The 19,308-nt window shown below is 61.1% G+C and carries 16 protein-coding genes; 8 read left to right on the forward strand and 8 right to left on the reverse strand.

Annotated elements, in window-relative coordinates; translation table 11 throughout:
* Window positions 1-4 precede the first annotated feature (4 nt).
* From KZJ38_RS34055 to KZJ38_RS34070, 4 genes are all read right to left on the reverse strand, one after another.
* A complete protein-coding gene (locus KZJ38_RS34055; RefSeq protein WP_219801411.1) occupies window positions 5-1,744 on the reverse strand; it encodes a hypothetical protein in 1,740 nt (579 codons plus the stop codon).
* A 35-nt stretch (window positions 1,745-1,779) separates the two neighbouring features.
* Window positions 1,780-2,694, reverse strand: coding sequence for a hypothetical protein (locus KZJ38_RS34060; protein WP_219801412.1), 915 nt, complete (start codon window positions 2,692-2,694; stop codon window positions 1,780-1,782).
* 457 nt (window positions 2,695-3,151) lie between these two features.
* The gene (locus KZJ38_RS34065) at window positions 3,152-3,430 is read right to left on the reverse strand and encodes a DUF4148 domain-containing protein (protein ID WP_219801413.1); all 279 of its coding nucleotides are present in this window, start codon (window positions 3,428-3,430) and stop codon (window positions 3,152-3,154) included.
* Between the two features lie 143 nt (window positions 3,431-3,573).
* Window positions 3,574-4,602, reverse strand: a complete 1,029-nt coding sequence (locus KZJ38_RS34070; protein ID WP_219801414.1) for a LacI family DNA-binding transcriptional regulator — start codon at window positions 4,600-4,602, stop codon at window positions 3,574-3,576.
* A 311-nt stretch (window positions 4,603-4,913) separates the two neighbouring features.
* Here KZJ38_RS34070 and KZJ38_RS34075 point away from each other — a divergent pair, with 311 nt between their 5' ends.
* From KZJ38_RS34075 to KZJ38_RS34100, 6 genes are all read left to right on the forward strand, one after another.
* Window positions 4,914-6,155, forward strand: a complete 1,242-nt coding sequence (locus KZJ38_RS34075; RefSeq protein ID WP_219801415.1) for an ABC transporter substrate-binding protein — start codon at window positions 4,914-4,916, stop codon at window positions 6,153-6,155.
* A gap of 144 nt (window positions 6,156-6,299) precedes the next feature.
* Complete coding sequence (locus KZJ38_RS34080) at window positions 6,300-7,214, forward strand: carbohydrate ABC transporter permease (protein WP_219801416.1); 915 nt, start codon at window positions 6,300-6,302, stop codon at window positions 7,212-7,214.
* Window positions 7,215-7,223: 9 nt separating this feature from the next.
* Window positions 7,224-8,075, forward strand: coding sequence for a carbohydrate ABC transporter permease (locus KZJ38_RS34085; RefSeq protein WP_219801417.1), 852 nt, complete (start codon window positions 7,224-7,226; stop codon window positions 8,073-8,075).
* Between the two features lie 132 nt (window positions 8,076-8,207).
* Entirely contained in the window at window positions 8,208-10,178 is a 1,971-nt protein-coding gene (locus tag KZJ38_RS34090; protein WP_219801418.1) for a beta-galactosidase, read from the forward strand.
* A gap of 162 nt (window positions 10,179-10,340) precedes the next feature.
* Complete coding sequence (locus KZJ38_RS34095; RefSeq protein ID WP_219801419.1) at window positions 10,341-11,630, forward strand: sugar efflux transporter; 1,290 nt, start codon at window positions 10,341-10,343, stop codon at window positions 11,628-11,630.
* Between the two features lie 188 nt (window positions 11,631-11,818).
* A complete protein-coding gene (locus tag KZJ38_RS34100) occupies window positions 11,819-12,709 on the forward strand; it encodes an MBL fold metallo-hydrolase (protein ID WP_219801420.1) in 891 nt (296 codons plus the stop codon).
* A gap of 61 nt (window positions 12,710-12,770) precedes the next feature.
* Here the strand turns inward: KZJ38_RS34100 and KZJ38_RS34105 are convergent, their stop codons facing one another.
* Window positions 12,771-13,673 carry a LysR family transcriptional regulator gene (locus KZJ38_RS34105; protein ID WP_219801421.1) on the reverse strand — a complete coding sequence of 301 codons (903 nt, stop codon included), beginning with the start codon at window positions 13,671-13,673 and terminating at the stop codon, window positions 12,771-12,773.
* Window positions 13,674-13,912: 239 nt separating this feature from the next.
* On the opposite strand from KZJ38_RS34105, the gene KZJ38_RS34110 reads away from it, so the two are divergent.
* Together KZJ38_RS34110 and KZJ38_RS34115 are read left to right on the forward strand one after the other, a co-directional pair.
* Entirely contained in the window at window positions 13,913-14,755 is an 843-nt protein-coding gene (locus KZJ38_RS34110) for a TIGR03118 family protein (RefSeq protein WP_219801422.1), read from the forward strand.
* A 435-nt stretch (window positions 14,756-15,190) separates the two neighbouring features.
* Window positions 15,191-15,760, forward strand: a complete 570-nt coding sequence (locus KZJ38_RS34115) for a VOC family protein (RefSeq protein WP_219801423.1) — start codon at window positions 15,191-15,193, stop codon at window positions 15,758-15,760.
* Between the two features lie 440 nt (window positions 15,761-16,200).
* On the opposite strand, the gene KZJ38_RS34120 is transcribed toward KZJ38_RS34115, so the two are convergent.
* The 3 genes from KZJ38_RS34120 to KZJ38_RS34130 all read right to left on the reverse strand — a co-directional run bounded on the left by KZJ38_RS34120 (window position 16,201) and on the right by KZJ38_RS34130 (window position 19,245).
* Window positions 16,201-17,169 (reverse strand): anti-sigma factor family protein, encoded by a 969-nt coding sequence (locus KZJ38_RS34120; RefSeq protein WP_219801424.1) that lies wholly within the window; start codon window positions 17,167-17,169, stop codon window positions 16,201-16,203.
* Window positions 17,170-17,180: 11 nt separating this feature from the next.
* The gene (locus KZJ38_RS34125) at window positions 17,181-17,714 is read right to left on the reverse strand and encodes an RNA polymerase sigma factor (protein WP_075160886.1); all 534 of its coding nucleotides are present in this window, start codon (window positions 17,712-17,714) and stop codon (window positions 17,181-17,183) included.
* Between the two features lie 832 nt (window positions 17,715-18,546).
* The gene (locus KZJ38_RS34130; RefSeq protein ID WP_219801425.1) at window positions 18,547-19,245 is read right to left on the reverse strand and encodes a response regulator transcription factor; all 699 of its coding nucleotides are present in this window, start codon (window positions 19,243-19,245) and stop codon (window positions 18,547-18,549) included.
* Window positions 19,246-19,308: the final 63 nt, after the last annotated feature.

The following is a 19,308-nucleotide window of genomic DNA, read 5'->3' on the forward strand; positions in this document are numbered from 1 at the left end:
TCGCTCAGGCCGCGTACCCGTTTGGGTCGTACACGTAGAAGCTTCCCGTCGAGTCGGCCTTGCATGCCGCAAGATCGAATCTGACGGGCTGCTTCTCGTTGTCGAGCATATTGCTCTGGATCACGAGGTTCTTTTTGCCGGTGGCGGGCGCCATGCCTTCATTCATCACCGGCAGACGGAATGTGCCGTCGCGCTCTTTCCCGATGAAGGCGCCGTGCACTTCACCGCTTTGCCGGGCGTACGTGAGCACCACGGCGCGGTCGAAAACACGCATCGGCTGGCCATCCGACGGCCAGCCGAACATTTGAGGCGAGCGCGAGATCAGCGTCACGGAGTCGAGTTGCGCGGTGTCGGCGATCTGCTTCAGATAATCTTTCGCGGCCGCTTCAAGCGTGTGGACACGCTCGCGCAGCGCGGCGCCGTAGTAATCGGCGACGGCGCGGTCGGCGTGCGCGGACGGTGGAAGCTCACCCATCGGCGGTTTGCCGGGCCGGTTGCCTTGCGCGAGCTCGAAGCGCTCGATGTCGGGCCGCAGGCTCTTCGAATAGAACGATGAGAACCAGTTGACCACCGGCGTCGCGTCCAGCGCCGCTGTCGTATGTTTCGCGTGAACCGCGTCGGCTTCCCTGGTCAGTCCGCGACTGCGCAGGTCGCGCTCTGCGTCGTCGAGTTCGATCGCGTGCCCGACTTCAGCGAAGTTCGGAAACAGCAGCGTCGCGAGCGCAGCGGGCGGATAGACGAACGATGCTGCAGCGGCAAGAAGCCCTCCACCGAGTTGCACGCCACTGTTTGCGACGTTCCACTTCGCCTGCGCGCTGTCCGGATGTCGGATCAGTTCGGCCACATCGGAGGCCAACTGGCCGATCGAGGGCGCGAGACTCACGGTGGTCGATATCAGCGACAGCGCCTTGGCCGCGATCGTCAGCGGCTTGCCTCCTTTCAGATTGAATGTGGCGATCGAGTCCGCCGCCGTGCTGATCGTATCGGAGGTCACGGTCGCGATACTTGCTGCTTGATGGTCTCGCGTGACGTTGTTGACGCTCGACGACAACGCGACCATATCGATGCCGAACCAATGGCCGTTGCCCTTCACGCTCGACGGAACCACGCTGCGGCGTGCCGGATGCGACTCGCCGTCGCGCTTATCCGCTGCGGGTAACGCGGTCTGATCCGCTTGCCCGATCATGGGTCCAGCGCTTTGCTCAGGTCGACGGATCGCGCGAAGCTGCACCTGCTGCCGAGGGTCGGGCACATGGTCGAACGAATAGCTATCCTGATGGAACGGTGAGGATAGGTAATTCCGCACGGTGGCGCGCTTGTTGTCGACGCGAGAGAAATCGATGCCGTAGCCCAATGTGTTGCCGACGGCTTTCGCGATCTGCAAGGCAGTCGAAAGCGGATCCTTCCCGCTCTGCGGATCCAGCAACTGGCCGATGCCGGACAACCCGCGCATCGTATTGCCAAGCATGCCCGTGCCCGAATAACCGATGCGATGAGCGGCGACCAGCACGCCCGGACGCAAGCCAGAATCGGAGCCACGGGTGCCGGCAAGCGCGGTGGCAAGTCCGCCCGCCTTGAACTGCACACTGTTCGCTTGCGGCGGCGGCACCGACGGACTGACCGGTTCACCGTCGGATTGAGAAGCAGGTGGCGTGAGCCCATTTTGCTGCGCATTGCCCATTTGGCCCGTTTGCTCCACGGGTGTACCGGACCGTAGCGCGCTGCCCGATTCGAGCTGATTCATTAGTCCGTCCCCGATGTGCCGGCAATCCGCGGCATTTATTCGTGCAGGTTCACGATTTCCTGCTGCTTGCCCTTATCGAGCATGCTCGAGAAATAGAACAGATGCTGGCTGCTTTGCTGCAGCGGAATGTCGTGGTTATAGGATGGCGCGCGAAAGCTGCCGTCAACGTCCCGGCCGAAGAAAGTCGGGATGACCGTATCGGTCTTGCGAGAATAGGTCAGCGCGATGGCCCGGTCGAATGTCCGCATCGGATTGCCGCTCGACGGCCAGCAGAAGGTTTGCGGCCAATGGGAAAGCAGCGTGACGTAGTCGGTGCCGCTCTTGCCCGCCGCGTCGCGCAAAAAAGGCGTCATGTTTTCCGCGACGCGCTCGGCACGCTCCTGCATCGCACGGCCGTAGTAGTCCGTTACGGACGGATTGTTGCCAGTGCCGGCCGGCAGTTCGGCCTGCGGCGGCTGACCGTCGAAATTGCCGTGTGCATGTTCGAATTTCTCGACATCAGGCGTCAGCGCATTCTGATAAAACGGCGCAAACCAGTTCACGATCGGCGTCGCATTTAACGCGGCGGCCGTGTGCGCTTGCCCCGTCGCGTTCGCCTCGGTCTGCTGGCCACTACGCTCGAGATTGGTCTTCTGTTTCTGCAGGGCGATGGCATTCCCAATTTCACCGAAGTCCGGCAGCAGCAGCGGTACAAAGCCAGCCGCCGGTGCGAGCGGCATCAATAGCATCGCTGCGCCATTCGCAAACACGCGAACGACACTGTTCGCAAAACGCCACTGCGCCAGCTCCGAATTCGGATTCTCGCCAAGCTGCCTTGCGTCCTCACCGAGGCTGTACAGATCCATGCCGGTGTTGACCACCAACCCTGCGAACATTGCGCCCTGATAGGCACCCTTCAGAACCGGGCTGCGGCCTTTGTTAACCAGGGCGAGATATTCCGCGGCGGTCATCGTCCCGCCGGTTGTAGCGCCGAGCACGCTAAACGTGTCCGGATTGTCCGAAGCCGCTTTTACCTGGCCCGGCAGCGAGATCGCCCCGATGGCAAGCCAGTGGCCGTGGGAGCCACCTGTCTGACCAGCGCTTCCCGTAGTTTGCGCGGCGCCTTGCGTGGACGCGTTACGCGTAGGACCAGAATCAAGCGCGCGTCGCCCCACCGTATGCCGATGCGAAACATTCGCACGGCTTTTCCCCGGCGCGCCGCTTTGTCCTGTAACTGTATGAGTGCGGCCGTCGTCATTCAGACTGCCGGACTGCACGCCGCTAGCGCCATTCGCTAAAACTCGCACCTGACCATCCTTTTCAAGTTGATGACCTGAACCGATGGTCTGATTCTAGGGATGCGTTTTCGCTAACGGTCTTATCTATTCATGATAGGGCGCTGTGTCGCGAAGGGCGCCGCGGTTCAGTTCAGTGATGTGCGTACACCGTTTTGTTCAGATACGCGATCTGTCCGTCGCGCTGCGCTTCGACGAGTTCGGCGTACACCTGGGCACGCGTCTTACCCTCGTATGCGGTGTTGGGTGCGATCCATTGCGGAACCTGCGTGCTGGCGGAGTTCTGTTGCGATTGAGCTTGCTGCTGTTGCTTCTGTTGTTGAAGTGGCGCTTCGTTATACGTCTGTGCGAAAACAGCCGTGCTCGAAGCGAGTGTTGCGATCGCGATCAATGTCCTGATGCTTGCCTTCATGAGAAATTCCATCCGTCGATTGAAATACTGTCCTGTCGATAACGACGCATGCGTTTGCATCGTCATCGTCTATTTCAATAACGTCCCGGGTTTCCCTGCTGTTCCATTCAACAAATCTCACCGCATCGCGCGGTATGTGCCGGCTATTTGCGGCGTGCGCGACGCGTCACCGGTGCGGTCGAATCGCGAACCACGAGTTCGGGCAGCGGTACTTTGTACGCATCGCGCTTCGCTTTGCGACCCTCGATGCGGTCGATCGTCAGTGCGACCGCAATCGATGCAATAGAGGCAGTCGGAAAACGCACCGTTGTCAGCGCCGGCCGGAATTGATGCGCCAGGTGAATATTGGTCAGGCCGATCACGGACAGATCGTGCGGCACCTGCCGGCCGCTGTCGGTAGCCGCCTGAATCGCGCCGATCGCCATCAGGTCGTTCGTCGCGAACAGCGCGGTCAGTTGCGGATGCGCGGCAAGCAGCGTGCGCGCCGCTTCATAGCCGCCTTCGATCGAATCGCGGCATGACGCGGCACGCAATGCGGTCGTATCGATGCCGCGCGCGGCAAGCGTATCGACAAATCCCTTTAGCCGCAGCGACTGCGGTCCACCCGATCCTTCGCCGAGCAACGTCCCGATGCGCCGGTGCCCAAGATCCGCGAGATGATCGGCTGCCAGCGCGCCCGCATACGCGTAGTCGACTGTCACGCACGGCAGCGCTCGCGATGTCTTGGCGCCTTCCCACATGCATAGCACGAGCGTCGAACCGCGCGCGGCAATGCCCGCGAGTTCGTCCACGCTGACATCGGTGTTCATCACGATCACGCCGGATGCGAGCGTGCCGGCGATCTTGTCGAGATACGCGCGCGCGATCGAAGGGTTATCGTCAGTATTGCAAACCAGCAGGAAATAGCCGTGGCGGCGTGCCGCAGCCTCCGCTTCGAGCACGAACTCCGGGTAGAACGGATTCGAAATATTCGACAGCATCAGCGCGAGCGTCGAGGTGCGGCCTTCGGCGAGCGCGCGCGCGGTCAGGTTCGGCCGGTAGCCGAGTTCGCGCACCGCTGCCATGACACGGTCGACGGTAGCGGGCCGCACTTTCTGTGGATTGCGCAGCACGTTCGAGACGGTGGCCGCGGTCACCTGCGCGTGACGCGCGACTTCGGCGAGCGTCACCATCGGCGGCGTGCGCTGATGCGGGTAAACGCGCGATTGCCGCGTGCGTGTAGTGTTTCAAGGCACGTCATCGTGCGCATTTTGCCCATATATTAAGATGGCGTTCCAAAGGTTGCGTAGGCGGAACGGCTCGGCTACTTTTAGCGGAACGGAGGCAGACGCGGCACATGGTAAAGCAAATGTGCATGTTGCAAGCAAAAATTTAAGCGCTTAAATTTTGCCGCACGTGATGCAGCGGGAGCAGTCGGATCCGCAGCGTCGCCGCCGCCATAAAACGAGACATACGACCATCCTCGATGGCAATGGAGACAACGATGAAATTGAAGGCAAGCCGCCTGCTGCTCGCGGGCATTGCATGCTTCGCTCTCGGCACCGGCGCATATGTCGACGCCGCGACGCTGAAGGTCAACGTATCCGCGCGCGGCAATCAGCGCGCCGTCTGGCAAAGCGCTTTCGACCAGTTTCAGAAAGCCAACCCCGACGTCGATCTGAAAGTGACCTATCTCGGCGAAGAAGCGTACAAGGTGCAGATTTCCGGCTGGCTCGCCACCGACCCGCCCGATGTGCTGAGCTGGCACAACGGCGAACGGATGGCGTACTTCGCCAAGCGCGGCCTGCTCGACGACCTCAGCGCGGACTGGCAGAAGAATGGCTGGAACCAGACGTACGCGTCGGTGAAACCGCCTTCAACGTATGCGGGCAAGCAGTACGCGGCGCCGCTCGGCTACGACTCGTATGGCTTCTTCTATCGCAAGGATCTGTTCCAGAAGGCCGGCATTGCGTCGGAGCCCAAAACGTGGAATGAATTCCTCGAAGACTGCAAGAAACTGAAAGCGGCCGGCATTGCGCCGATCGCCGTCCCGGCGAAAGATTCGTGGACGCTTGCGGCATGGTTCGATTATCTGGACCTGCGCATCAACGGTTACCAGTTTCACGAACAGCTGATGGCGGGCGACGTTCCCTATACCGACCCGCGCGTGAAGAAGGTCTACACGACGTGGAAAACGCTGATTGACGACAAGTACTTCGTCGATAACGCGCTGTCGTACGACGTCGATTCGGTGAGCCCGCTGCTCGTGAACGGCAAGGCCGCGATGATGCTGATGGGCACGTTCTTCTCGGCGGGCCTGCCCGACGCCACGCGCGAACAGATGAGCTACTTCCGCTTCCCTGTAATCGACTCGGCCGTGCCGATGGCCGAAGACGGTCCGGTGAACATCCTGATGATTCCGGCGAAGGCCGCGAACAAGAAGGACGCACACAGGCTGCTCGCGTTTATGTCGACGCCTGAAATCAACGGCGAACTCGCAAAAGGCTGGGGACAGCTGCCGTCGAACAACAAGGCGCCCGAGCCGCAGGACGCGATCTCAAAGATCGGCTTTCAGATTCTTTCGAACACGCCGGGCGGCGTTGCGCAGTTCTACGATCGCGACATGACGAAAGAAATGGCCGACGAAGGCATGAAGGGCATGCAGCAGTTCTTCAACGACCCGAGCCAGATCGATTCGGTCCTCGCGCGACTGGAACAGACCCGCAAGCGCATCTACCATAAGTAACGCGAAGCGAGGGCTCGCGCGTCGAGCCCTCGTTGTGCGGCCGCGCTTCGGTGCGCGGCCCGATTCCGGTTCTGATGCTGGTCCTGATTCTGCTTCAACGGGCCGTGGGCGCCGCCCACGCCGTAGCCCGCGCGAGGAAACCGTATGTCCACCACGCTCTCCAATCACGCCGCAAGCGCAAGCCGCGTTCGCCGCAAAGGCCAGTCGCCGCTGAACCGGCGGCGCAATCACGCGGCGCTGATGTTTCTGTTGCCCGGCGCGCTGATCTTCGCGATTTACGTTGTCTACCCGGTGCTGAGCAGCATCGTGCTCAGCTTCTACAACTGGGATGGCATGACGCCGCGTAGCTTTGTCGGCTTCGCAAACTACGCGGAGCTGATTCAGACCGATACGTTTTATGTGGCGCTGAAGAATAACGTGCTGTGGCTCGTACTCTTTCTTCTCGCGCCGCCGATCGGTCTTGCGTTCGCGCTTTATCTGAACCAGAACGTGCGCGGCATACGGCTCGTGAAGTCGTTATTTTTTGCACCGTTCGTGCTGCCGGGCGTCGTGGTCGGCCTGGTGTTCAGCTGGTTTTACGACCCGACGTTCGGCCTGCTGAGGCTCATCATCGGCCACGGCATACCGGTGCTTGGCGACCCGCGCTATGTGACGTACGGCATTATCTTCGCGGCGCTGTGGCCGCAAATACCCTTTTGCATGATTCTCTATCTGACGGGCCTGACCGGCATCAATAGCGAAATCATCGAGGCCGCGCGCATGGAAGGCGCGCAGGGTTTCAAGCTGTTGTGGCACATCATCCTGCCGCAATTGCGGCCCGCCACGTTCATGGCCTTCGTGCTGACCGTGATCGGCGCGCTGCGCAGCTTCGATCTGATCTCGGTGATGAGCGGCGGCGGTCCATTCGACAGCTCGACCGTGCTCGCCTATTACATGTACGACCAGGCGATCAAGTACTACCGCGAAGGCTATTCGGCCGCGATCGCCGTCGTGCTGTTCCTGATCATGCTCGCCTTTATCGTCTGGCAGCTGCGCCGCCTCGTGCGCAGCGAATCGTAAGGAGCCGCCATGTATCCGATGCCCGTTTCGCGCTGGCGCCCCGCTAACCGTCTGCTGTACAAGGTGTCGCTGCCGTTCGCGCTGCTGTTATGGCTGCTGCCGCTGATCGCGGTGCTGACCACGTCGATCCGCTCGAGCGACGAACTGTCCGCCGGCAATTACTGGGGCTGGCCGCAGCATTTTGCGCTGGTCGACAACTACAGGATCGCGCTCACGCAGACGCCGATGCTGCATTACTTCATGAATAGCGTGCTGATCACGTTGCCGGCGGTCGCGGTGTCGATTTTTCTGGCGTCGATGGCCGGCCACGCGCTGGCGAACTATCGCTTCCGCGGCAACATGCTGCTGCTTGCGATTTTCGTCGCGGGCAACTTCGTGCCGATCCAGATTCTGATGATTCCGGTGCGGCAGCTTACGCTCGACCTCGGGCTCTACAACACCGTCTGGGGGTTGATGCTGTTTCATATCGCATTCCAGACCGGCTTTTGCACGCTGTTTCTGCGCAATTTCATTCGCGAGCTGCCGTACGAGCTGATTGAAGCGGCGCGCGTCGAAGGCGCAAGCGAATGGGCCATCTACGCGCGTATCGTGCTGCCGCTCGTGCGTCCGGCGCTTGCCGCGCTCGGTATTCTGGTCTTCACGTTTATCTGGAACGACTACTTCTGGGCGCTGTGCCTCACGCAGGGGGACGATGCCGCGCCGATCACGGTTGGCGTCGCGGCCTTGCGCGGCCAGTGGACCACCGCGTGGAATCTCGTCTCCGCAGGTTCGGTGCTCGCCGCGCTGCCGTCGGTGCTGATGTTCTTCGCCATGCAGAAACACTTCGTCGCGGGCCTGACGTTCGGCGCGACGAAAGGTTAAGCAAACCGGAAAAACCCCGCCGCCGCGCTTATCTGTGCTGACGCGTACTTCGCACGTTGACGCGCGTGCGCGGTTCGGCGCGGGCGTGCCTATCGAAATTCAACGCTTTATCCTTATCAACGCGAGACACTCATGCGCTTAGGAGTCTGCTACTACCCCGAACAATGGCCGCGCGAGAAATGGGAAAGCGACGCGCGCCGCATGGCCGAGCTCGGCATTCGCCGCGTGCGCATCGCTGAGTTCGCGTGGAGCCGGATGGAGCCAGAAGCGGGCCGTTACGAGTGGGAATGGCTTGATACCGTGATCGACGTGCTCGCGCGGCAGGGCCTCGAAGTCGTGCTCGGCACGCCGACCGCGGCGCCGCCGATGTGGCTCGTTCACCAGCATCCGGACGTTCTGCCGGTCGCGCAGAACGGCATGACCTACAACTTCGGTTCGCGCCGCCACTACGACATTTCGAGCGACGTGTATCGCCAATACTGCGCGCGCATCGTCGAACAGATGGTGCGCCGCTACGGCAGACACCCCGCTGTCGTCGCGTGGCAAACCGATAACGAACTGGGCTGCCACGATACGGTGCCGACCTACACCGAAGTTGCACGCGCGCGCTTCGCGCAATGGCTCGAAACGCGCTATGGCGAAATCGGCGCATTGAACGACGCATGGGGCAACGTGTTCTGGAGCATGGAGTACCGCGGCTTCGATGAAATCGGCCTGCCGAACCGCACGCCGACCGATGCGAATCCGAGCCACTGGCTCGATTTCCGGCGCTTTATGTCGGCCGAAACCGCGAGCTTTCACGCACTGCAAGGCGATTTGATCCGCGAGCATGCGCCGGGGCGCGACCTGCTGCATAACTTTATGGGCTTTTTTACAGCCTTCGATCATTACGAGTTCGCGAAGAGCGGGCTCGATGTCGCCGCATGGGACAGCTACCCGATTCCGCGCACCGAGGTGCTGTGGTTTGACGACGACGTCAAACATCGCTGGGCGCGCAGCGGCCATCCGGACATTCCGTCGTTCAATCACGATCTGTATCGCGGCGTCGGCCGTGGCCGCATGTGGGTGATGGAACAGCAGGTTGGGCCCGTCAACTGGGCGCCTTACAACCCAATCCCAAAAGCCGGGATGACACGGCTCTGGACATGGGACGCGTTCGCGCACGGCGCCGAGCTCGTGTCGTATTTCCGTTGGCGTCAGGCGCCGTTTGCGCAGGAGCAGATGCATTCGGGCATCAATGCGCCCGACGACACGCTGACGGCGGGCGGCCATGAAATTGCGCGGGTCGCGCGCGAGGTCGCGGCATTCGAATCCGAATTCGTTGCGAACGCAAGCAATGCGCGGCAGCAGCGCGCGCCGGTCGCCCTGCTGTTCGATTATGAAGCCGACTGGATCGTGCAGACCCAGCGGCACGGCGCCGATTTCGACTATCAGCGCCTCGTGTTCGAGTGGTACAGCGCCTTTCGCTCGATGGGCATCGACGTCGATATGCTGTCGCCTCATGCCGATGTGTCGGGCTACGCGCTCGTCGTTGCGCCATCGCTGCCGATCGTGCCCGACAGTCTCGTCGCGCAGATCGCAAACAGCAATGCACAATGGCTATTCGGTCCGCGCAGCGGTTCGAGAACACGCGACTTCACGATTCCGGCCACGCTGCCGCCGGGTCCGTTGCAAGCCGCGTTGAACGTGCGCGTGCTGCAAAGCGAATCGCTGCGGCCCACGTTACGCCTGGGCGTGACGATCGACGGCGTCGCAGGGCACGGGCTACGCTGGCGCGATCACGTCGAAGCGGGCGGCGGCGTCACGGTCGGCGCGGCATTCGACGACGGCCTGCCCGCTATCGTGCAATCCGGGCGCGTGCGCATGGCCACCGCCTGCTTCGACGACGCATTGCTGCGCGCGCTGCTCGCGCGATGCGCGCGCGAAGCCGGAATCGACGTGATAATGCTGCCCGAAGGCGTACGTTTGCAGCGCCTGGGCCGCCTGCGATTTATTTTCAATTACGGCGAGGTTGCATGGCGAGCTAACGCGCCGGACAATGCGCGTTTCGTGCTGGGTAATCGCGAGGTCGGACCGGCGGATGTCGCGGCGTGGGTCGTGTGAATCGGAAGCGGTGCTGATTCGACGGCGACGCTGCGCGCGGATCGGCGCGCGATGCAACGCGCATTGAGAGCGTAGTGTCAGCGGCAAGCAGGCCTTGTGCGTGCCGCTTCACTCGCTCACATGGTGCGCGGCCCGTGCAGCGCAGTGATCCCCTCAGTAGCAATGAACGCCCGACTCGTCGAACTCGCCCGTATTCCGCATTTCCTGCCTCTCGCAGCCGCAACGCTGATGCTCGGCGTCGCGATGTCGTTTACCGCGCCGTATCTGTCGCTGTTCGGCGTCGAGCAGGCCCAGATGACGCCGCTCATGCTCGGCGTCTTTATGACGTTGATCGCCGCAAGCGGCGTCGCGATCAGCGCGTGGGCCGGGAAGTGGTCGGACCGCCACGGGCACCATCGTCCGCTGCTGCTCGCGGCCTTGCTTCTGTCGGCGCTCGGCTATCTGCTGATCTGTTTCGTGCGCAACTATCATGCGCTGCTCGTCATCGGCATCGTGTTTCTCGGCGCGGGCGGCTCGGCGCTTTCGCTCGTGTTTTCATTCGGCCGCGCGGCGCTACCGGTGCGCGACGAAGCCGAGCGCGCGTTCGCAACGGCGACGCTGCGTACGCTGCTGTCGGTCGCATGGGTATTCGGTCCGTCGCTCGGCGCGCTCGTGCTGGCGGTGGCTAACTTCCATGGGCTTTTTCTGTTCGCGGCCGCAAGCTTTGCAGCCTGCGCCACGATTATCTGGCGCATGCACGAGGTGCCCGGCGGCGAATTGCATAGCGCGCCCGAGCATGTTCCCGGCGACCCGGCTTCTTCGCTCGAAGTCACCACGCCGGAGCCGGAACAGCCCGTGCAGCCCGATTACACGCACCCGAGCGCGCCGGCGCGCCAGATCTGGCGTTCGGTCATCGCCCTGACGTTAATCGGCCTCGCCGCGAACGCGACGATGATCGTGCTGCCGCTGTACATCGTGCATGGCATGCATGGCGCGCGCATCGACGTGTCGATCATGCTCGGTCTCGGTGCGTTCCTTGAAATTCCGATGATGCTCGCGCTCGGCGCGCGCGGCGCGACGCTGAACAAAATGCGCTGGCTGGCCGCCTGTTCTATCGTGCACGTGATCTATTTCGTCGCGATGGCGGCGGCCGGCTCGATCGATGTGCTGATTCCGATGCAGGCGCTCAGTGCGTTTGTCGTCGCGGTCACGTCGTGCCTCGGCATGACCTATATCCAGGATCTGATGCCGAGCAAGCCGGGCGCGGCCACCGCGCTGTTCTTCAACGCATCGCGCGTCGGATCGATTCTGTCGGGCGTGTTGTCCGGCCTGCTGGTGGCGGGCATCGGTTATCGCGGCACCTTTCTCGCATGCGGCTGTCTTGCGGCCGGCGCCTTTGTGCTGTTCGCCGATCCGCCGTGGGCGCGCGCGATGCGCTATGTACGCGATCTGTGGCGCACGCGCCGCAGTTAGGATGTGAAAGTTTCCTAAATCGTTATTCACGCTTGGATATCACGCGTATCGAACAAACGCTGTGCAAATTGGCAAGACGTCCACGGTCCGAATGCGAACAATGAGTCTTTTCCACGGCAACGGCTTGCGGCGCTTTGCGCACACGATTGCGCGAGCCGCACGCCGAGGCTCGATGTCCCGAGGCAAAATTGGCATTCAGTACCGCATTCAGTACCGTTACTCATCAGATCGGCGACGTATCGATTACGCGCGTCACTGAAACCGCGTTTGCGCTTCCGCTTTCATTCCTCTATCCGAACTGGCGCACGATATGCTGTGCGGAACTCGGTCGGCTGCTCTCGCCGGCCACGCTCGACGTGCAGCAGGAGGAAGTGATGCTGAACGTGCATACGTGGGTGGTCCGCACCGGCGGGCACACGCTGCTGATCGATACCGGCATCGGCAACGGCAAGTACCGCCCGTTCAATGCGCGCTTCGACCAGTTGCAGACCTCGTTTATCGAGCGCCTCGCGCACGCGGGCGTGCGGCCCGACGACGTCGACTACGTGCTGCTCACGCATCTGCATGCGGATCATGTCGGCTGGAATACGCATCTCGTCGACGGCCGCTGGATGCCGACGTTCGGCCGCGCAAAGTATGTGTTTCCGCAAGCGGAGAAGGATTTCTTCGCGACCCGCGCGGGCGCCAGCCGCAGGATGGTGTTCGAAGACAGCGTGTTGCCTGTGATCGAGTCGAATCAGGCGGTCATGATTCCCGAGACCGGCGGGGAATTTCTCGACGGCGTCGTGTTTCATCCGACGCCCGGGCACAGCATCGCGCATATGGCGATCTCGATCCGCTCAAACGGCTATGAAGCGCTTTTTTGCGGCGATGTGATGCATAACCCGCTGCAGGTGTATCGGCCCGAATGGTGTTCGACGTTTGCGCTCGACGAAAATCGCGCGCGCAATTCGCGGCGCTGGCTGCTCGACTATGCAGTCAAGCGCGACGCGCTGCTGTTTACCGCGCATTTTCCGGAGACGTCGATCGGACACGTCATGCGCAAAGGCGATGGGTACGCGTGGCGATATAGCGCGTGATGCCGTGCCCGGAGTGGTATCTGGCGTTGTGGCCGTCGTTTCACCGTTAGTTTACCGTTATCTATGCTGGCGCCAAAGTGCCCGCGCCGAGCGCCTCTTCGATAAACGCCGTAAATGCACGCGCTTTCGCGCTCGCCATGCGCCCCGTCGGGAACATGGCCCATAGTTCGACCGGCGGCAGCGCCCATTCGGTCAGCACCGCCCGCACCTCGCCGCTCGCGAGTTCCGGCGCAAACATCCACTCCGACGCTACCGCGACGCCCATATCTGCGAGCACTGCGGCGCGCACGCCTTCCGCGGCGGTGACGCGCATTCTGCCGCTCACCACCACCGCGGTTTCGGCATTGCCGCGCCTGAACGACCATGCGGTGCCGCCGCCGCGCTGCTCGTAGACGATTGCCTGATGCGAGGCAAGGTCGGCAGGCGTTGCCGGCACGCCCGCTTCGTCGAAATACGCGGGCGTGCCGATCACGAAGCGCGGACTCCGCGCGATCCTGCGCGCGGTCATGCTCGAATCGTCGAGCGTGCCCATGCGGAACGCGACGTCGACACCCTGTTCCAGCAAATCGACCGTGCGGTCGTCGAGCACGACGTCGACGTTCAGTTCCGGATGGCGCGCGAGGAACGTCTTCATTTTCGGCACGATATGAAGCCGCGCGAACGTAACCGCCGCGCTGACACGCAAGCGGCCCGACAGGCCTGCTGCCGCGCCGCGCGCCACGAGTTCCGCCTCGTCGATCTCTTCGATCGCGCGTTTTGCGCGCTGGTAGTACTGCTGCCCCGCTTCGGTCGGCGTTAGACCGCGCGTCGAGCGCATCACGAGCCGCACGCCGAGGCGCTCCTCCAGCTGCGCAATCGACTTTGACACGGCAGGCTGCCCGACATCGAGGCGGCGCGCAGCGCCGGAAAACGATCCCGCCTCGATCACGCTGACGAAAGTCTCCATCGCCGTCAAACGATCCATAGGTAACGTCTCCTTTCCCGCTATTTTTTGGAGCATCGATCATATCGCCCACGTCGCGATGACGCTATTGCCCGATCGTATGATGCGGGCCGCGATGCAGCGCCGCTCAGGCGGTCTTTCGCACGAAGTATTCATCGGCGAACGATGCGCTGCAAATAGTCTCGGCGTCGCAGGAATAAAGCGCGCAGGCATTTCGTTCAGTGTCCGTATCAATCCCCGGTGATTGGATGAGTACGATCATGAAGTCTGTGCTTAAAGCGCTTAACGCACTGAAGGCGTTACGCACCGTCGCGGGCGGTGCGTCCTTGTCGATACTCGTCGCGTGCGGTGGAGGGGGAGGTTCCGGTTCCGTCAACACCACGATGCAAAGCTTCGCTGAAACCCTGCTCGTTTCAGACGGCGCGGTCCCCGCCGCGCATACGGACGCGAACCTCAAGCACGGATGGGGCGTTGCGTTCAATCCGAACGGATTTGTCTGGGTTGCAGACAACAACTTTCTGTATGCAACCGACTTCCACAACAACAAGATCGACGTATTCGACAGAACCTTTACGAAAGTCGCCATGCCCGGCGGTTTTCGCGATCCATCGTTACCCGCGGGCTTCGCGCCATTCGGCATTCAGGCAATCGGCACGCGGCTTTTCGTGACCTACGCGCAGCAGGACCCCGATGCACAGGACGACGTCGCCGGCGCGGGACTCGGCTTCGTCGATGTCTTCGATACCGAGGGCAATTTCAGGCAGCGTTTTGCGTCCGGCGGTCCGCTTAACGCACCTTGGGGTATCGCGCAGGCGCCGTCGAGTTTCGGGCCGTTCAGCAACGCGGTACTCATCGGCAACTTCGGCGACGGGATGATTCATGCATTCGATCAGTCGAGCGGTCTTCTCATGGGCACGCTGAACACGGCGAACGGCGCCGCATTCGTTCAAGCGGGCTTATGGGGAATCGCATTCGGCAACGGCCTCGACAATCAGCCGGTCAATACGCTGTTTTTCGCCGCAGGGCCTAACGATGAAGCAAATGGCGTGTATGGACGAATCGATGTTCAAACCACCAGCACAACTTCGATGCCGATGATGTAGCGTGAAACCGCACACGTGTGCGGGCGCCCCGGATAGTTGCGGACACTACGATTCCGCGCGGTTCTGCGCGGTTGTGTTTTCCTGCTGTAATGCGCGCGTTGTCAGCAAGTGCTTGATGACACGCATATGAAGCCCTTCGGTTCCGTATTGGAAACTCACGTACTACTGTGCGATTGCATTCCGATATTCCCAACTGGATACGTCGCGTGCGCGCGCGGCGAAGCATCATTTCACATCAACCGACATTCACTGCAGCAGCGCGCGGATGCCCAGGAATAATCGTCCGCCCCAGTTGTTTTAGCTGAGCAGCATGCTTTTTGACGTAAAGCAGAATCGGAGCGTCGCGGGTGGTGCGGCTATTTGCGTGCCGGCACGGCTGCAAGGCGCAAGGGGCGCCACCTCGTGTTTACATCCAGCAGCAAAGGAGTTGAAGCAATGATGAATCAGTCGGTGTTTGAGAAGGCCGTGCGGCCGTTGAAGAAGCTTCCGATGCGTTTGCATCACCATGCCTTTACGACGGATAACCACCAGCAAACGCGCCACTTTTACGAAAAGGTTCTGGGCCTGCCGCTGGTGGCCTATGAAGTCGAATCCGAGCGGATCGGCGAAACCTGCGTCGATCTCGGCTACGCGTTTTACGAACTCGGCGACGGCAGCACGCTCGCGTTCTTCACGTTCGACGATCCCGGCAAGCAGGCCGCCTGGAAGGAAAAGGAGCAGTCGCTCTTCGTGCATATCTCGCTGCTCGTCGAGGCCGCGACGCAGGACGAAATCGAACAGCGCCTCACGAAAGCCGGCTATGAGCCCCTGATGCTCCAGCATGGCTTTTGCACGTCGCTGTACATCAAGGACCCCAACGGCCTGATGCTCGAATTCAGCGTCGACCATGAAGATACGTTCGGCGTGGTCGAGGAAATGACGACTTCGGTGCGTGAATGGATGCAAGGCGGACGTAGACCGGGTAGAAGCCCGCAGTTCAATATGGTCGCGGGTAATGTCGCCTGATGCTCGCTATAAACAAGCCGGCTTGCCGCGCAAACGTTAAACAGGAACCTGATGTGCGCCGCCGAAACTGAGATGCGCTGCTTGTGGCCTTGGACCAGCCACCGGCTGCGTGTGATGCTCTTTTCGCTGCATACGAAAACGCCTGCGAAAATAGAGAATCTGCACGAACGCTAATCCGTTAGACTTCGTTGGTAAGTTATCGGCCACTTCTAGCAAAGCCGATGTAACTTAAAGACTGTTCATCGTCCGTCGTAACATGAACGTGTGGATACGCGAAGACAACCGCGCCAAGACAATCGCGAAGACAGGCCACGCGAAGATAACCCACGAATACCCGCATACGACTGCCCCACGCGGGCACACACGCCATCCGGCGCCGCCTGGTCGCGCCATCATGTTGGCGCGACACCATCGCGGCGCATGCGGCACGGCATGCAGTATCAGGTCATGCTGGCCAGCAGCGAATCAAAGGATGCCTTACCGAATAGCTGGCTGTTGTGGCTCTCGGCCAGCATCTTGCCCAGATCGGGCAGCGCAATGCCATCGCGTTTGCCGATCAGTGCGTAGCCGAGCTGCCCGCGCCTCCACGTCACCACGCTCATATCGTCGATGCTTTGTTCGGCGATCGCGTGATCGGGCTTCGCTTCTTTCGTCACGCACAGCGCAACCGGCGAACCGGACGCCGGCAGATACACGATCTGCACAAGCGGCCTGCCATGAAAGCGCAGGCGCTGCACACGCTTGAACGTGAGACCCGATGCGCTCAGGTCCGGCACATGCACGTCGAGCCCATCTTCCTGCCGGATCTCGTCGACGATATGCGCGGACTGCACCATATCGGGCTGCACTTCAGCGAGGGTTTCGTGCGCATAGAGCTGCTGGTAGCCCGCGGCCGCCACCACCCATGGCGATGCGGCGCTGCCCGATAGCGACGCGAGCGGCGTGCCGTCGAACATGCCCGAGCCTGTGCGCGAATCGGCGGCAAGCCGGAACACTGCGCCCCAGCAGAACGCGCCCGCAACGAAGGCCACCGCAAGCCAGGCAGGCGCCACGCGAAACGGCGCGCGACGCGACAATTGCCACGCGGGCGGCATGCCAGCAGGAGGCGGACCCGAGGGCACGCGTATATCGTCAGCCTTCGCAGTGGGTGCGTCGTCGTACTGCTCGTCGTATTGCGCATGGACATCGCCGCGCGCAATGCGGCCCACCAGTTCCACCAGACGCTCAGGCACCTCAGGCAACTTCTGATGTGCGAACGCGTGCTGATAAGGTAGCCGAGACGCGCGTAGCAATGCCACACGTTCCGCGAGTTCAGCCGACGACCCGATCCCCTCTTCAACCTGTTGCTTCTGATCGGCCGGCAGCACGCCGTCGACGTACGACAACAACAGGATGTCGTCAATCTTCATTCCCCGTCTCCTTACCCTTTGATGCTGTCTTTCACTTTTTGGTCTTGTCGCGTGCCGAACTGACTCCCAACGGCCTGCCGCGCGCGCGACAGACGGCTCATGATGGTGCCTACCGGTACTCCGAGTACCTGGGCCGCCTCCTGATAACTAAGCCCTTCGACAACTACCAACAGCATAACGGTGCGTTGCGCATCCGGCAATCGCTCGACCGCGCGAACGATCTGGCGGTTGAGCGCGTCGGCTTCGGGATCCGGCGCGGAAGGATCGGCGACAGTTTCCAGGTAGCTGTCGTCCCATTCCGCACTTGTACGGCTGCGCACGCTTCGCGCGCGCAACTCGTTGATCCATGTGGTGTGTACGATCGAATACATCCAGCTCAACGGCGATGTATCCGGCTTTAACTGATGTGCCCGCTCGAGCGCGCGCAGGCATGCACGTTGCACCAGATCTTCCGCATCGTGCTGATCTCGAGAGATGCGTAGCGCGAACGCCCACAACCTCGGCAGCAATTCTGGAAGGATGCTGGGAAAATCTGCGACGCTCATCGGCGTAATTCCTCGCGTGACGTTTCTGTTCTGTCGATTCTGCGTTATTCCGCAGACATCGGCGGCAGACGAAGTTTAGCGTCGATCGCAAACGTTTGCTGGCGCATCCTTTATCAACCCGGCTAACGCAATTAGAAAAAGAAACGAAGGTAGTCATTGTTGATCACCAATCGAATTGCAAGCCAATTGCCGGGTAGTCAAGTCCAAAACCATTGCTTCCCTTTTAGACGCAAGTAGCACAAGCCACCTGCGTGACAGTGCTGTCCCGATTCGACGGCAGACCATCTCAAGCGCCACCTTTGCGGTGTCGCGCGATACGTGCGGTTTGCCTAATGCCGTTCGTTTTTGCACCGTCCGGATCCTGGTTTCGTGTGCTCGCGCGGACTTCTTTTCGATATCCTTGCGATGCATTTTTTTGCCCACTGCGCAGCGTCCTGCCGTCTGCCGGCCAGCCACCGCTTTGCTTCGACGCACCTGAAAGGAAACGCGACAATACCGAAGCATTTCCTTTCAAGCGTGACATTAACCAAAGCGCATCGCTACGGCAACCGAACAGCATTCGTTTAAGAAGAACCACCTTTTCTTCCTAACGAATCGCTTCGCAGCCCAATTATGCAAAGCACGACATATGTCAGGCTTTTGCAAAAAAACTCTAAAAAACACCTTCGGAATCTTTAGGCTTTTGTGAACCAATAACAGCTTGGTTCATTAAAGACGAATAAAGACACCTACCAGCGGCTCTATCAATTTCGGGCATGACACTCAAAAGCAATACCCGGAAAATCTGCCATGCGGCAATTCATCCACCGCATTCATCTGCAATTGAAACCGCTTATATCGACAGCACGTATCCTGCACCGCGCACGGTCTTGAGAAGCGATTCCTTGTCAGGTATGTCAATCTTCTTGCGCAGCTTGCTCATATGAACTTCGATGAGATTCGTACCCGGGTCGAAGTGATAGCTCCAGACCGCCTCAAACAACATCATGCGTGTCACGGTCTGCCCTACACGGCGCATCATGAATTCGAGCACGCGGCATTCGGTCGGCAGCAACGCGATCTCGACGCCGTCACGCGTCACCTTGCGCGCAGCGAGATCGAGCGCGAGCGGACCGGCGCGCAGCAGCGTATCCGCACGCGCGGACACACCGGTGCCCGGCTCCTGGCTGCGGCGAATCAGACCTTCAAGGCGCGCCATCAGCTCGCCCGAGTCGTACGGCCGCGTCAGATAGTCGTCGCCGCGCGCACGCAGACTGCGGATGCGTTCATCGACATCGTCGGGAACATTCAACATCAGTACCGGCGTTTGCACGCCGACGGTGCGCATGGCGGCAAGAATGCTCATGCCGTCGATACCGGGCAGCATGCGTTCCAGCGTGATCGCGTCATAACCGCCGCCGATTGCGCGGGCGAGCGCTTCGCGCCCGTCGCCGACCCAGTCGACGGAGAATCCGTAGTTTTTCAGTTCAGCGACGATTTCCACGCCCGTTTTAGGGTCGTCATCGATCGTCAGTACTCGAGATCTCGTCATCGTTTTACCATCCCGAATCTGCTTATCTGTTGAGCCGATCATCCGTCACCCTCGCTCGTTGCG

Source organism: Paraburkholderia edwinii (genome assembly GCF_019428685.1).
GTDB lineage: Bacteria > Pseudomonadota > Gammaproteobacteria > Burkholderiales > Burkholderiaceae > Paraburkholderia > Paraburkholderia edwinii.